The organism is Shigella sp. SIG3 (assembly GCF_053555855.1).
Map to the genome: position 1 here is coordinate 26,857 of NZ_JBQZXE010000001.1, position 15,362 is coordinate 42,218.

Genomic DNA, 15,362 nt, shown 5'->3' on the forward strand with positions numbered 1-15,362 from the left:
AGGTATGCTGGCCGCAAGCGCAGCCAGCACGGAATGGAGCAAAGTAATCAGGCGTGTTCTTTCAGCCAGTTCAGCACAACGTCGTGGTGATTGCTGGTTTTGAAATCGTCAAAGACATGTTCGATTTTGCCATCAGCGTCAATCAGGAAGCTGATGCGATGAATACCATCGTAGGTTTTGCCCATGAAGGACTTTTCACCCCAGACGCCGAATTGTTCGCACACCTGGTGGTCCTCATCAGACAGGAGCGTAAAGTTAAGCAGCTCTTTTTCCGCAAAACGGGAGAGTTTTTCGGGTTTATCGGTGCTGATACCCAGCACATCAACGCCCGCTTTTTTCAACTCATCCATGTTATCGCGTAAGCCGCAGGCCTGTACGGTACAGCCGGGGGTCATGGCTTTCGGGTAGAAATAAACCAGAACACGCTGTCCCTGGAAGTCGGTCAAATTAACTTGTTCTCCGTCTTGATCCGGCAAGCTAAATTTCGGTGCGATATCACCGGCTTTCAGTGGATTCATTACTTAACTCCATCCTGTTCATCATGTTGGGAATAATTGACGACGTTAATACTGCCTTGTGCATTGAGTTCTGTACATAGGGCTTTGAACGCTTGCTCAATATTTGCTGCGTCCGCAGATGCGGGGCTGTGGGCGGTTATCTGAATATGCAACTGCGCAGCCCGTTCATTTTCAGCAGGTTGTGTGCGCGACACCAGCTCCGCAATGTTCATATGATGCGCGTCGAAAAGTGCTGTGAAGCGTTCAATTAAATGCGGGGAGTCTGCAACATCGACCTGAACCCAGACAGATGCTGGCATTGGCGGACGCGGACGCGCCGTCGTGCGCTTCATCACGATTAAAAGATCCAGTTCGGCACCTTTCAACGGTAACGTTGATTCAATCAGAGTGATGGCATTCCATGAACCGGAAAGCAGCATGATAAACGTGAACTCTTCTCCCAGCATCGCCAGGCGACTGTCTTCAATATTACAGCCGCAACTACTGACATGACGGGTGATGGTGTTCACAATTCCAGGGCGATCGGCACCCAACGCAGTGATCACCAGATAATGTTGCGATGACAGTGTCAAACTGGTTATTCCTTTAAGGGGTGAGTTGTTCTTAAGGAAAGCATAAAAAAATCATGCATACAACAATCAGAACGGTTCTGTCTGCTTGCTTTTAATGCCATACCAAACGTACCATTGAGGCACTTGTTTGCACAGAGGATGGCCCATGTTCACGGGAAGTATTGTCGCGATTGTTACTCCGATGGATGAAAAAGGTAATGTCTGTCGGGCTAGCTTGAAAAAACTGATTGATTATCATGTCGCCAGCGGTACTTCGGCGATCGTTTCTGTTGGCACCACTGGCGAGTCCGCTACCTTAAATCATGACGAACATGCTGATGTGGTGATGATGACGCTGGATCTGGCTGATGGGCGCATTCCGGTAATTGCCGGGACCGGCGCTAACGCTACTGCGGAAGCCATTAGCCTGACGCAGCGCTTCAATGACAGTGGTATCGTCGGCTGCCTGACGGTAACCCCTTACTACAATCGTCCGTCGCAAGAAGGTTTGTATCAGCATTTCAAAGCCATCGCTGAGCATACTGACCTGCCGCAAATTCTGTATAATGTGCCGTCCCGTACTGGCTGCGATCTGCTCCCGGAAACGGTGGGCCGTCTGGCGAAAGTAAAAAATATTATCGGAATCAAAGAGGCAACAGGGAACTTAACGCGTGTAAACCAGATCAAAGAGCTGGTTTCAGATGATTTTGTTCTGCTGAGCGGCGATGATGCGAGCGCGCTGGACTTCATGCAATTGGGCGGTCATGGGGTTATTTCCGTTACGGCTAACGTCGCAGCGCGTGATATGGCCCAGATGTGCAAACTGGCAGCAGAAGGGCATTTTGCCGAGGCACGCGTTATTAATCAGCGTCTGATGCCATTACACAACAAACTATTTGTCGAACCCAATCCAATCCCGGTGAAATGGGCATGTAAGGAACTGGGTCTTGTGGCGACCGATACGCTGCGCCTGCCAATGACACCAATCACCGACAGTGGTCGTGAGACGGTCAGAGCGGCGCTTAAGCATGCCGGTTTGCTGTAAAGTTTAGGGAGATTTGATGGCTTACTCTGTTCAAAAGTCGCGCCTGGCAAAGGTTGCGGGTGTTTCGCTTGTTTTATTACTCGCTGCCTGTAGTTCTGACTCACGCTATAAGCGTCAGGTCAGTGGTGATGAAGCCTACCTGGAAGCGGCACCGCTTGCGGAGCTTCATGCCCCGGCTGGAATGATTTTGCCGGTGACCTCCGGTGATTATGCAATCCCGGTGACCAACGGTAGTGGTGCTGTCGGTAAGGCGCTGGACATTCGTCCACCAGCCCAGCCGCTGGCACTGGTTTCTGGCGCGCGTACCCAGTTCACGGGCGATACCGCTTCATTGCTGGTGGAAAATGGTCGTGGCAATACTCTGTGGCCGCAGGTGGTTAGCGTGCTGCAGGCGAAAAACTACACCATCACCCAACGTGATGATGCTGGTCAGACACTGACCACCGATTGGGTACAATGGAACCGTCTGGACGAAGACGAGCAGTATCGTGGTCGTTATCAAATCTCTGTTAAGCCGCAGGGTTATCAGCAGGCGGTTACGGTTAAACTGCTGAACCTGGAACAGGCGGGCAAACCGGTTGCAGACGCGGCTTCCATGCAGCGTTACAGCACGGAGATGATGAACGTTATTTCCGCCGGTCTGGATAAATCTGCCACTGACGCCGCGAACGCTGCGCAAAATCGTGCCTCCACCACTATGGACGTACAAAGTGCAGCTGATGACACCGGTTTACCAATGCTGGTCGTACGCGGGCCGTTCAATGTGGTTTGGCAACGTCTGCCAGCGTCGCTGGAAAAAGTGGGCATGAAAGTGACCGACAGCACCCGTTCGCAGGGCAACATGGCCGTAACTTATAAGCCGCTGTCTGACAGCGACTGGCAGGAACTGGGCGCGAGCGATCCAGGCCTGGCATCCGGTGACTATAAACTGCAGGTTGGCGATTTAGATAACCGCAGCAGCCTACAGTTCATCGATCCGAAAGGTCATACTCTGACTCAGAGTCAGAACGACGCGCTGGTAGCTGTCTTCCAGGCTGCGTTTAGCAAGTAAAAATACAGGGCTGGAATCATCCGGCCCTTTTTTCTGATATGATACGCAAACGTGTGCGTCGGCAGGAAAACGCGATTTTAGCGGTAATTCGCACGAAATTTGTTTGTCGGACGTAGTTCGGATAAGGCGTTCACGCCGCATCCGAAAAAACATCCGGCACACCAGACAGCAAAAGATTTTAAAACGTTAATTCACACCCAGGAGTGATAAAGATGCAAAAGCAAGCTGAGTTGTATCGTGGTAAAGCGAAAACCGTATACAGCACGGAAAACCCGGACCTGTTGGTGCTCGAATTCCGCAATGATACGTCAGCAGGGGATGGCGCGCGCATTGAGCAGTTTGATCGCAAAGGTATGGTGAACAACAAGTTCAACTACTTCATTATGAGCAAACTGGCTGAAGCGGGTATCCCGACTCAAATGGAGCGTCTGCTCTCCGATACCGAATGTCTGGTGAAAAAGCTGGATATGGTGCCGGTTGAGTGTGTCGTGCGTAACCGTGCTGCTGGCTCTCTGGTGAAACGTCTTGGAATCGAAGAAGGTATTGAGCTGAACCCGCCGCTGTTCGATCTGTTCCTGAAAAACGATGCCATGCACGATCCGATGGTCAACGAATCTTACTGCGAAACCTTTGGCTGGGTGAGCAAAGAGAACCTGGCACGTATGAAAGAGCTGACCTACAAAGCGAACGACGTGCTGAAAAAACTGTTCGATGATGCTGGTCTGATTCTGGTCGACTTCAAGCTGGAGTTTGGTCTGTACAAAGGTGAAGTGGTACTGGGCGATGAGTTCTCCCCGGACGGCAGCCGCCTGTGGGACAAAGAAACACTGGAGAAAATGGACAAAGACCGTTTCCGCCAGAGCCTCGGTGGCCTGATCGAAGCCTATGAAGCCGTCGCCCGCCGCCTGGGTGTACAGCTGGACTGATTTTTCTGTTCATCATCTTGCCGTGCAGCTGGCACGGCAAGACAACCGCTCTCGGAATATATGCATTGAACGCTCATTCCTCCGCCATTTCATCCCGCTTTCCTGTGGTAATCTTCCTCTGAACCACCTACGATCATTTCTATAATGAATATATTGTTGAGGTATCTATGCGTTGGCAAGGGCGACGTGAAAGTGACAATGTTGAAGACAGGCGCAACAGCTCTGGCGGTCCGTCAATGGGCGGTCCCGGTTTCCGTCTGCCGAGCGGTAAAGGCGGGCTGATTTTACTGATAGTCGTGCTGGTTGCAGGCTACTATGGCGTTGATTTAACCGGGTTGATGACCGGGCAGCCGGTTTCTCAACAACAATCAACGCGGTCAATTAGCCCTAATGAAGACGAAGCCGCAAAATTCACCTCGGTGATTCTGGCAACCACGGAAGACACCTGGGGACAACAGTTCGAAAAGATGGGTAAGACCTATCAGCAACCGAAGCTGGTCATGTACCGTGGAATGACGCGCACCGGCTGCGGGGCGGGCCAGTCCATTATGGGGCCGTTCTATTGCCCGGCGGATGGCACAGTTTATATCGATCTCTCCTTCTATGATGACATGAAAGACAAACTTGGCGCGGATGGCGATTTTGCCCAGGGGTACGTTATCGCCCATGAAGTCGGTCATCATGTGCAGAAACTGTTAGGCATCGAGCCGAAAGTTCGTCAACTGCAACAAAACGCGACGCAGGCGGAAGTAAACCGCTTATCTGTGCGTATGGAACTCCAGGCCGACTGTTTTGCCGGTGTCTGGGGGCATAGTATGCAGCAGCAAGGCGTTCTGGAAACTGGCGATCTGGAAGAGGCGCTGAATGCGGCGCAGGCCATCGGCGATGACCGTTTACAACAGCAAAGTCAGGGGCGAGTAGTACCAGACAGTTTCACACATGGCACTTCTCAGCAACGCTGCAGCTGGTTTAAACGTGGTTTCGACAGCGGCGATCCGGCACAATGCAATACTTTTGGTAAAAGCATTTAATTTCCGGGGCAGGGATGGCTGAACTGACTGCGCTTTACACATTAACAGCGCAAATGAAACGTGAAGGGATCTGCCGCTTGCTGGTGTTGAGCGGAGAAGAGGGTTGGTGTTTTGATCATGCTCTTAAGTTGCGTGATGCCTTACCTGGCGACTGGCTGTGGATTTCGCCGCAGCTAGATGCTGAAAACCACTGTTCACCCTCGGCGCTACAAACTTTACTTGGGCGCGAGTTCCGGCATGCGGTATTCGACGCCCGCCACGGCTTTGATGCCGCTGCCTTTGCAGCACTTAGCGGAACGTTGAAAGCGGGAAGCTGGCTGGTTTTGTTACTCCCTGTATGGGAAGAGTGGGAAAACCAACCTGATGCCGACTCGCTGCGCTGGAGTGATTGCCCTGACCCTATTGCGACGCCGCATTTTGTCCAGCATCTCAAACGCGTACTTACGGCGGATAACGACGCTATCCTCTGGCGGCAAAACCAGCCGTTCTCGTTGGCGCATTTTACTCCCCGTACTGACTGGCACCCCGCGACCGGCGCACCACAACCAGAACAACAGCAACTCTTACAGCAGCTACTGACCATGCCGCCGGGCGTGGCAGCGGTAACGGCTGCGCGTGGGCGCGGTAAGTCGGCGTTGGCAGGGCAACTCATTTCTCGTATTGCGGGCAGTGCGATTGTCACCGCGCCCGCAAAAGCGGCAACGGATGTACTGGCACAATTTGCGGGCGAGAAGTTTCGCTTTATTGCACCGGATGCCTTGTTAGCCAGCGATGAGCAAGCCGACTGGCTGGTGGTCGACGAAGCCGCAGCCATACCTGCGCCGTTGTTGCATCAACTGGTATCGCGTTTTCCTCGAACGTTGTTAACCACTACGGTGCAGGGCTACGAAGGTACCGGACGTGGTTTTTTGCTGAAATTTTGCGCTCGCTTTCCGCATTTACACCGTTTTGAACTGCAACAGCCGATCCGCTGGGCACAGGGATGCCCGCTGGAAAAAATGGTTAGTGAGGCACTGGTTTTTAACGATGAAAACTTCACCCATACACCACAAGGCAATATCGTCATTTCCGCATTTGAACAAACGTTATGGCGAAGCGAGCCAGAAACGCCGTTAAAGGTTTATCAGTTATTGTCTGGTGCGCACTACCGGACCTCGCCGCTGGATTTACGCCGGATGATGGATGCACTAGGGCAACATTTTTTACAGGCGGCTGGCGAAAACGAGATTGCCGGGGCGTTGTGGCTGGTGGATGAGGGCGGATTATCTCAAGAACTCAGTCAGGCGGTATGGGCAGGTTTTCGTCGCCCGCGGGGTAATCTGGTGGCCCAGTCGCTGGCGGCGCACGGCAGCAATCCACTGGCGGCGACATTGCGCGGAAGGCGGGTTAGCCGGATAGCAGTTCATCCGGCTCGTCAGCGGGAAGGCACAGGGCGGCAACTTATTGCTGGAGCTTTGCAATATACGCATGACCTCGACTATCTTTCGGTGAGTTTTGGTTACACTGGGGAGTTATGGCGTTTCTGGCAACGCTGCGGTTTTGTGCTGGTGCGGATGGGTAATCATCGGGAAGCCAGCAGCGGTTGCTATACGGCGATGGCGCTGTTACCGATGAGTGATGCGGGTAAACAGCTGGCTGAACGTGAGCATTACCGTTTACGTCGCGATGCGCAAGCTCTCGCGCAGTGGAATGGCGAAATGCTTCCTGTTGATCCACTAAACGATGCCATCCTTTCTGACGACGACTGGCTTGAACTGGCCGGTTTTGCTTTCGCTCATCGTCCGCTATTAACATCGTTAGGTTGCTTATTGCGTCTGCTACAAACCAGTGAACTGGCATTACCGGCGCTGCGTGGGTGTTTACAGAAAAACGCCAGTGACGCGCAGTTATGTACCACACTTAAACTTTCAGGCCGCAAGATGTTACTGGTTCGCCAGCGGGAAGAGGCCGCGCAGGCGCTGTTCGCACTAAATGAGGTTCGCACTGAGCGTCTGCGCGATCGCATAACGCAATGGCAATTTTTTCACTGACTCCTTCAATTTTCTCCCATGGTCATTGTGAGTCAGCGGCGTAAAATTAATGACATCAGTTAAGGAGTTCGCCATGAAACATGACCATTTTGTTGTTCAAAGCCCGGATAAACCTGCACAACAGTTGTTACTGCTTTTCCACGGTGTCGGGGATAACCCGGTGGCAATGGGGGAAATAGGCAGCTGGTTTGCACCGCTGTTTCCTGATGCGCTGGTGGTGAGTGTCGGTGGCGCGGAGCCGAGCGGTAATCCGGCGGGGCGTCAGTGGTTTTCAGTGCAGGGTATTACGGAAGATAATCGCCAGGCGCGTGTGGATGCCATCATGCCGACGTTTATTGAAACGGTACGCTACTGGCAGAAACAGAGCGGAGTAGGGGCTAACGCCACGGCGCTAATTGGTTTCTCACAAGGCGCGATTATGGCGCTGGAGAGCATTAAAGCCGAACCGGGCCTTGCTTCGCGCGTCATTGCCTTTAACGGACGCTATGCGAGCCTGCCGGAGACCGCGTCTACAGCCACGACAATTCACTTGATTCATGGTGGTGAAGATCCGGTTATCGATCTGGCGCATGCAGTTGCGGCGCAGGAAGCGTTAATCAGTGCCGGTGGTGACGTGACGCTGGATATCGTGGAGGATTTAGGCCATGCGATCGACAATCGCAGTATGCAATTTGCCCTGGATCACTTGCGTTATACCATTCCGAAACATTATTTCGACCAAGCGCTAAGTGGCGGTAAGCCTGGCGATGATGATGTGATTGAAATGATGTAAAAGACAGATTACCTGGCCTGATAAGACGCGTGAGCGTCGCATCAGGCATCGTTCACCATTGCCGGATGCGGCGTTAACGCCTTATCCGGCCTACGGTTGAGCACTCAGCTTACTTCTTCGGTTGATCCTTTTTCGGCCAGTCGTCGTCATCGTCCCACTTATCGTTGAAATCACGATGCGGGGGAAGCTCCGGCTTGTTGGCGAGAAATTTCTTATGGTCGACGCGCTTGAGATCTTTAATCACGTTCAGCAGGACGCCGACCAAAAAGACAATCACCAGAATCCACCAATATTTAGCCAGCCAGTCCATGCTTATTTCCTCTTGCAGAACCACTCATCACGCGACGAGCTGTTCTATGATACGTTGATACATACGGGCAAGTAGCTGCAGGTCGGCAGCGTTCACACATTCATTAATTTTATGAATAGTGGCATTGACCGGCCCGAGTTCCACCACCTGCGCCCCCATGCGAGCAATAAAGCGCCCGTCGGACGTTCCGCCTGTGGTCAGTAGCTGCGGTTTAATTTCATTATAGTGCTCAACCGCGTTAACGACCGCATCCACCAGTTTACCGCGCGCGGTCAAAAATGGCTGCCCGGAAAGCCACCAATCCACCGTATAGCGCAGTTGATGTTTTTCAAGCAGGGCAAGTACCTGCGCTTTGATCATCTCATCAGTCAGTTCGGTGCTGAAGCGGAAGTTAAACTGCACAAACAGTTCACCCGGAATAACATTGTTACTGCCCGTTCCCGCCTGAATATTGGCAATCTGCATACTGGTCGCCGGGAAGAATTCATTGCCCTGATCCCACTCAATAGCCACTAATTCATTAAGGAAAGGTGCTGCGCGATGTACCGGATTGTCAGCCAGATGTGGGTAGGCAACATGCCCCTGAACGCCATGAATGGTGAGGTTGCAGGTTAACGATCCGCGACGACCATTTTTCACCACATCACCTACCACTTCGATACTCGACGGTTCGCCGACCAGGCAGTAATCGAGACGCTCATTACGTGCCATTAACGCCTCGACGACTTTTACCGTACCGTTGTGGGCACTGGCTTCTTCATCAGAAGTGATCAGAAATGCCAGTCGCCCCGTATGGTTGGGATGTTGTGCGACAAAACGTTCTGCTGCTACCACCATCGCCGCCAGCGAGCCTTTCATATCTGCCGCACCGCGCCCGAATAACATGCCGTCACGAATGGTGGGTTCAAACGGCGGATTGATCCAACGATCGGCGTCGCCAGGCGGCACCACGTCGGTATGCCCGGCAAAGGCTAACGTTTCACCTTGCCCACGCCATGCCCAAAAATTCTGCGTATCGGCAAAATCCATGCGTTCAACGGTAAAACCGATCGCCTGCAAACGTTCAATCAACAAAGCCTGACATCCTGCGTCATCAGGACTCAGGGAAGGGCGGCGAATAAGCTGTTGTGTCAGCTCAATAACCGGGCACGACATAGACTACACCTCATGGAAAAATTGCTGATAACTGGAATCACTGAAACCCAGCAGCATAGGCTTACCAGGCGCGTAGAGCAATGGACGTTTGATAATTGCAGGCATTTCAGTCATTAATGCCGCCGCAGAGGCCGCATCGGTGATTTTATTGCGGGTAGTTTCGTCCAGTTTACGCCAGGTTGTACCACGGGTGTTGAGTAACGCTTCCCAGCCTAATTCGTTGATAAAACCGTTCAATAATTCGCTGTCCAGCCCATCGACGCGGTAATCATGAAAACGATAGTCGATGTTATTGGCTTCCAGCCAACGGCGAGCCTTTTTAATGGTGTCACAATTTTTGATGCCGTAAAGTGTAACCATAATGAATCCTTTTTCGATTTATGAGAATAAATACTCATTTAAGGGTGAAAACATTTTGCCTGCAAATGATTATCAGAAAATATAACATTATCGAAGTATTCAAATTAACAACTATTAAATAATATTAAACATTTTTAACGTAAACATTAAGAATATTCATCTTGTTATCTGTCTGTATTTTAACCAGAATTAAATAAGTATTAGATGCCGTATGAATATCTCGAAATGTTGCTGTGTATCACATACAAATTATCACCGCAGGACCATAGTATTTACATAAGGTTTGTCCCCCGGAGGTAGTCATCGCAGCAATCGAGTAAATTAGCTTCACCACGGTATATTTTTTCCGTAGAATACCCATAATTATAAGAGAGGTTGTTATGATTGAACGTGAACTGGGGAACTGGAAAGACTTTATCGAAGTTATGCTTCGTAAGTAATTCCTGAGACAAAGTATAAACAGCAAGAACCCGCTGAGCAGGTTCTTAATCGGAAAGTTGAAAAAGGCGACACATTGGCATGTCGCCTTTTTTATTGCTTATTCCGGGCGCGGCTTCAGCGGGAAGCGGCGGCGCACCAGCACAAAGAACAGCGGCACGAAGTAAATAGCCAGAATAGTAGCTGAAATCATCCCGCCCATTACGCCAGTACCCACCGCATGCTGACCACCGGAACCGGCACCCGTGCTGGTTGCCATTGGCAATACGCCGAAGATAAATGCCAGCGAGGTCATCAGAATCGGGCGTAAACGCTGACGGCAGGCGTGGAGCGTCGCTTCAAACAGGTCGTGGCCTTTTTGGTTCATCTCGTTAGCAAACTCGACGATCAGGATGGCGTTTTTCGCCGATAAACCAATGACCGTTAACAGGCCCACCTGGAAGTAAACGTCGTTTTCCAGCCCGCGCATCCAGGTTGCCAGCAGCGCGCCGATTACCCCCAGCGGCACGACCAGCATTACCGAGAACGGTACCGACCAGCTTTCATACAATGCCGCCAGACACAGGAATACCACCAGCAAGGAAATGGCGTACAGCGCCGGAGCCTGCGTGCCGGAAAGCCGCTCCTGATACGACATCGCCGTCCACTCCAGACCAAAGCCGTTTGGCAGCTGCTTCACTAACGATTCCATAATATCCATCGCCGTACCGGTACTGACCCCCGGTGCGGCTTCCCCAACAATCTCAACCGCAGAATAACTGTTATAGCGTTCCAGACGCGGCGAGCCTGTTTCCCAGCGTGAGGTCGCGAAAGCAGAGAAGGGCACCATGCCGCCATCTTTATTTCGGACATACCAGAGATTGATGTCATCTGGCAGCATGCGATACGGCGCAGCTGCCTGCACATAGACTTTCTTCACGCGACCGCGATCCATAAAGTCATTCACATAGCTCGAACCCCAGGCGGTTTGCAGTGTGTCGTTAATATCGTCGATATCAACGCCCAGCGCCTGAGCTTTACGCTGGTCGATATCAATCTGCAACTGCGGACTGTCATCGAGGCCGTTATGGCGCACACGGGTTAGCTCCGGGTTTTCCGCCGCCAGCGCCAGCAACTGATTACGTGCTGCCATCAGCGCATCGTGACCCGCTCCAGCGTGGTCCTGCAACTCCATATCAAAATCTGCAGAACTACCAAGACCGCTAATTGCTGGTGGGCTGCTGGCGATAACGCGAGCTTCTTTAATTTGGTTAAACGCCTTCGTTGCACGCTCGATAATGGCAAACGAGGTGCCGGTCTTACTGTCGCGTTCGCTCCAGTCTTTCAGGCGGATAAACATTCTCGCCACGTTTTGCCCGTTACCCCCAGGGCCAGAACCAACGGTGGCAAACACCGACATGATGTTGTCTTTTTCATGGATGAAGTAATATTTCTCGATTTGCTCAACGACTTTCAGGGTCTGTTGTTGGGTTGAACCGCTGGGCAATTGTACCGAGGTAGTAAACATGCCCCGGTCTTCCAGCGGTAAGAACGACGTCGGCAAACGCAGGAACAGGAACACCATGCCGCCAAGCAGCAGGACATAAATCACAATCCAGCGCAGGCTACGGTGGAGAATTTTCGCCACCCCTTTTTCGTAGCGTTCGGCGTTGCGGTTAAACATCTGGTTAAACCAGGCAAAAAAACCTTTTTGCCCGTGATGCTCAGCTTTTTTCAGTGGCTTAAGTAGCGTGGCACACAGAGCCGGAGTGAGGATCATCGCTACCAGTACTGACAGCACCATCGCCGCAACAATGGTAATAGAGAACTGGCGATAGATGGCACCGGTGGTGCCGCCGAAGAAGGCCATTGGTACAAATACCGCCGAAAGCACCATCGCAATCCCGACCAGTGCCCCCTGGATCTGCCCCATCGATTTACGTGTGGCTTCGCGAGGAGTGAGTCCTTCCTCACTCATAATACGTTCGACGTTTTCCACCACCACGATGGCGTCATCCACCAGCAGACCGATCGCCAGCACCATCGCGAACATGGTTAAGGTGTTGACGCTGTAACCGAAGGCGTAAAGTACGGAGAAGGTTCCCATCAACACCACCGGCACGGCGATAGTGGGTATCAGCGTGGCGCGGAAGTTTTGCAGGAACAGATACATAACGAGGAAAACCAGAGCGATAGCTTCCAGCAGCGTTTTCACCACGTCTTCAATGGAGGCTTTAACAAACGAGGTGGTTTCATACGCCACCTTGTATTCCAGTCCGTGCGGGAAATACTGCGCCAGCTCGTCGAGACGATTGAGCACCAGCTCCGCTGTCGCCATTTCGTTTGCGCCGGAGGCCAGTTTTACCCCCAACCCGGAGGCTGGCTTACCATTGAAGCGGCTAAGATAATCGTATTTCTCCGCCCCCATTTCGACGGTGGCGACATCGCCCAGCCTTACCTCTGAGCCGTCCTGATTCACCCGCAAGGTGATATCGCGGAACTGTTCTGGTGTTTGCAGCAGTGACTGGGCGTTAATGGCGGCGTTGAGCGCCTGCTTATCGACGGAAGGTGTACCACCAAGTTGCCCAACCGCAATCTGCGCGTTCTGTGACTCAATGGCATCAGTGACATCTTTAGCCGTCATCTGGAAACTGTTGAGTTTCGCCGGGTCCAGCCAGATACGCATGGAATATTGCGAACCATAGGCATCGATATCCCCGACGCCATTCACGCGGCTTAACGGGTCCTGAATATTACTGGCAACATAATCAGCAATATCCTGTTTATCCATCGAGCCATCGGTAGAGACGAAGGCAATGGTCAGAATGTTGGTATCGCCGGTTTTACGCACCGTCACGCCCTGATTTTGCACCGCCTGCGGTAACTTTCGCATGGCTGATTGCAGCTGGTTTTGTACTTGCTGCACGGCTTCGTCCGGATCGGTGCCTGCTTTAAAACTTAAAGTGACAGATGCCTGACCGGTGCCACTGCTCTGAGATGACATATACATCAGATTATCGAGGCCGGTCATATTTTGCTCGATAACCTGGGTCACGGTGTTTTCCAGCGTCTGGGCCGATGCGCCGGGATAGTTAGCGGTCACTCGCACATTCGGTGGCGCGAGATCGGGGTATTGTTCAACGGGCAATGAAAAAATCGCCAGGGTACCTGTCAGACACAACAGGATTGCCAGCACCCAGGCAAAAATGGGGCGATCAATAAAGAAATTCGCCATTAAAAGAGGACCTCGTGTTTCTGCGTATTGTTGTAGGCTTGACTTGCTTCACTGTAGCGGCAAGGTACGAGCCAATCGTGGAGAAAAAAAGGAGTTAATGTAAATTATCATGAGATTGCTGACACACTCGCTTACAGGTCAATATGGGCACGTTTTTCCCTCTCGCCTTTAAAGGGAGAGGGCCGGTGTGAGGGTAATTATTTACACCTCAGCCGGCGTGTTCCCCTTCCCCTTCCCCTCACCCTCTGCGGAGCGAAAGCTAATACTCACTAACGTGCCGCCGCCGGAAGGTTGTGAAAAAGTCAGCGTCCCGCCCAGCCGTTCCGCGCGTTCGCGCATGATATTCAGTCCATAATGACCTTCGGGTTCTTTCGGTTCACCGATACCAATCCCGTTATCACGGATATAAACCGTGTGATTGCCGTCCGGCGCGGTGACGCAACTGATGGCGATTTCGCTGGCGTTGGCGTGCTTCATCGCATTCAGCACCGCTTCGCGAATAATTTGCAACAAATGCACCTGCATTTGCGCATCCAGTGCCAGGGTTGGCAGACGGCAGTCGAGGGTCAGTTTAGCGCTGGTTTGATTTTGTAACGTATCCAGCATTTCCCTCAACGCGGAGGGGAGATCCGCCTGCTGCAGCGTCAGGCGGAAAGTAGTCAACAGCTCGCGTAACTGCCGATAAGCATCATTCAACGCCTGGGAAAAATCGGCCATGATACTTTGTGCGGTGGCGTTATCTTCCGGTATCGAACGCTTCAGTAACGTCAACTGGATACGTAAGTAAGAAAGCACCTGAGCCAGCGAGTCGTGCAATTCGCGGGCGATGGTCGCACGTTCTTCCATCAACAATAACTGCTGAAAATGCTTCTGCGCCTGATTAAAGTACAAACCGCGTCCCAGCATCGATGAAACACTGTTAAGCAGCGGTTCTGATGATGAAACGTGACTATTTTGCCAGTGCAGTTCGCCGTAAACCGTCTCTTGCATTGTCACCGGTAAAATCTGCATTGGCTGCTCAGGGTTTGGCTTCCCTTCGCTAATCCGCCAGTTATCCCCAACGTTCAGCTCCAGATATTCAGCTGCTTCATTGTCGCGAACAATCTGCAAAATATGGCGGAAACAATGCACATCAATCTGGCTGGTGTTCAGCGCCTGGGAACACTGCACTGATACAACACCTCCAGACGACGCTTGGCCTCGTGGAGATCGCGGGTCTTTTCTTCTACTGACGCCTCCAGCGAAAGGTACAATTTATGCAGCTCGCTCGACATTTGGTTAAAGGTTTTTGCAAGCAGACCAAGCTCATTCGGCAGACTGGTATCCAGCGGCGGCGAGTCGAACTGCCCGTGTTCAATACGCTGACTGGCGGTAACCAGCTGATTCAGCGGGGCAACCACCTGATGGCGTATGCGGCGCAAAGTAAAAAAGACCAGCGTGAAAATACCGATACCGCCAGCCAGGGAAATCGCCACCACCAGCAGCATTTTGCGTTCAGCGTAGTGCTGTAAAGCCAGCACGAACAGGTCTATCTGATTAACATAATTATTAATATTGGCCTGATACCACGGCAAATCGCCCTTGCTGAGCCGATTATTCATCTCCAGCCAGTTGGCATTCAGATGCGCATAGCGAGTTTTTACTGCTTCTGGCACATACCAGACGTTGAGGTTGGTTAATACCGGTGAATGCAGTGCCTGCTGAAACAACTGGCGATGTGCATTGAGTTGTGGACTGCCACTTTGCAAGTCGTAGCCCAGGCGGTAACTCTGCATACGCAGCGATCCGGCAATATTGATAGCCTCAGCGTCGCGCAAACTGCTCGCCAGAGTTAGCAGAGCGATACCCGTGGAAAGAATCGACAGCAGCACAATGTAAAAAAAGGCCCGGGCCAGACTGGCCGAGACGGGGCGTTTAACAATCACACGCGTCTTCTCCACAAAAAATCATTAATGTTCCAG

General features: G+C 52.0%; 13 protein-coding genes and 1 pseudogene. 7 read left to right on the forward strand and 7 right to left on the reverse strand.

Going from position 1 to position 15,362, the window contains the following annotated elements; genetic code table 11:
• Positions 1 to 47: 47 nt before the first annotated feature.
• Positions 48 to 518 (reverse strand): thioredoxin-dependent thiol peroxidase, encoded by a 471-nt coding sequence (gene bcp, locus ACUU1I_RS00120; RefSeq protein WP_001068682.1) that lies wholly within the window; start codon positions 516 to 518, stop codon positions 48 to 50.
• A complete protein-coding gene (locus ACUU1I_RS00125) occupies positions 518 to 1,090 on the reverse strand; it encodes a glycine cleavage system transcriptional repressor (protein ID WP_000176187.1) in 573 nt (190 codons plus the stop codon). Before ACUU1I_RS00125 ends, bcp begins: the two co-directional genes overlap by 1 nt.
• Before the next feature lie 145 nt (positions 1,091 to 1,235).
• Between ACUU1I_RS00125 and dapA the strand changes: the two genes are divergently transcribed.
• From dapA to ypfH, 6 genes are all read left to right on the forward strand, one after another.
• Positions 1,236 to 2,114 carry a 4-hydroxy-tetrahydrodipicolinate synthase gene (gene dapA, locus ACUU1I_RS00130; RefSeq protein WP_001311023.1) on the forward strand — a complete coding sequence of 293 codons (879 nt, stop codon included), beginning with the start codon at positions 1,236 to 1,238 and terminating at the stop codon, positions 2,112 to 2,114.
• Between the two features lie 16 nt (positions 2,115 to 2,130).
• Positions 2,131 to 3,165, forward strand: coding sequence for an outer membrane protein assembly factor BamC (gene bamC / locus ACUU1I_RS00135; RefSeq protein WP_005070195.1), 1,035 nt, complete (start codon positions 2,131 to 2,133; stop codon positions 3,163 to 3,165).
• Between the two features lie 212 nt (positions 3,166 to 3,377).
• Positions 3,378 to 4,091 carry a phosphoribosylaminoimidazolesuccinocarboxamide synthase gene (gene purC / locus ACUU1I_RS00140; RefSeq protein WP_001295467.1) on the forward strand — a complete coding sequence of 238 codons (714 nt, stop codon included), beginning with the start codon at positions 3,378 to 3,380 and terminating at the stop codon, positions 4,089 to 4,091.
• 167 nt (positions 4,092 to 4,258) lie between these two features.
• Positions 4,259 to 5,122: a KPN_02809 family neutral zinc metallopeptidase gene (ypfJ, locus tag ACUU1I_RS00145; protein ID WP_001267497.1), complete on the forward strand. Its 864-nt coding sequence runs from the start codon at positions 4,259 to 4,261 to the stop codon at positions 5,120 to 5,122.
• A 14-nt stretch (positions 5,123 to 5,136) separates the two neighbouring features.
• Entirely contained in the window at positions 5,137 to 7,152 is a 2,016-nt protein-coding gene (gene tmcA, locus ACUU1I_RS00150; RefSeq protein ID WP_000829378.1) for a tRNA cytosine(34) acetyltransferase TmcA, read from the forward strand.
• Positions 7,153 to 7,225: 73 nt separating this feature from the next.
• Positions 7,226 to 7,924, forward strand: coding sequence for an esterase (gene ypfH / locus ACUU1I_RS00155; RefSeq protein ID WP_000679818.1), 699 nt, complete (start codon positions 7,226 to 7,228; stop codon positions 7,922 to 7,924).
• Positions 7,925 to 8,033: 109 nt separating this feature from the next.
• Here ypfH and ACUU1I_RS00160 read toward each other — a convergent pair whose 3' ends face one another.
• The 3 genes from ACUU1I_RS00160 to ACUU1I_RS00170 are packed head-to-tail and all read right to left on the reverse strand — an operon-like array spanning position 8,034 to position 9,749.
• Complete coding sequence (locus ACUU1I_RS00160; protein ID WP_000383836.1) at positions 8,034 to 8,234, reverse strand: YpfN family protein; 201 nt, start codon at positions 8,232 to 8,234, stop codon at positions 8,034 to 8,036.
• A 27-nt stretch (positions 8,235 to 8,261) separates the two neighbouring features.
• Positions 8,262 to 9,389 carry a succinyl-diaminopimelate desuccinylase gene (gene dapE / locus ACUU1I_RS00165; RefSeq protein ID WP_001277800.1) on the reverse strand — a complete coding sequence of 376 codons (1,128 nt, stop codon included), beginning with the start codon at positions 9,387 to 9,389 and terminating at the stop codon, positions 8,262 to 8,264.
• 3 nt (positions 9,390 to 9,392) lie between these two features.
• Positions 9,393 to 9,749 carry an ArsC family reductase gene (locus ACUU1I_RS00170; protein ID WP_000258251.1) on the reverse strand — a complete coding sequence of 119 codons (357 nt, stop codon included), beginning with the start codon at positions 9,747 to 9,749 and terminating at the stop codon, positions 9,393 to 9,395.
• Between the two features lie 380 nt (positions 9,750 to 10,129).
• Between ACUU1I_RS00170 and ypfM the strand changes: the two genes are divergently transcribed.
• Positions 10,130 to 10,189: a protein YpfM gene (ypfM, locus tag ACUU1I_RS00175; protein WP_001386977.1), complete on the forward strand. Its 60-nt coding sequence runs from the start codon at positions 10,130 to 10,132 to the stop codon at positions 10,187 to 10,189.
• 98 nt (positions 10,190 to 10,287) lie between these two features.
• Here the strand turns inward: ypfM and acrD are convergent, their stop codons facing one another.
• Positions 10,288 to 13,401, reverse strand: coding sequence for a multidrug efflux RND transporter permease AcrD (gene acrD, locus ACUU1I_RS00180; protein WP_001263107.1), 3,114 nt, complete (start codon positions 13,399 to 13,401; stop codon positions 10,288 to 10,290).
• A gap of 201 nt (positions 13,402 to 13,602) precedes the next feature.
• A pseudogene (gene narQ / locus ACUU1I_RS00185) lies at positions 13,603 to 15,326 on the reverse strand (nitrate/nitrite two-component system sensor histidine kinase NarQ).
• Between the last annotated feature and the right edge of the window lie 36 nt (positions 15,327 to 15,362).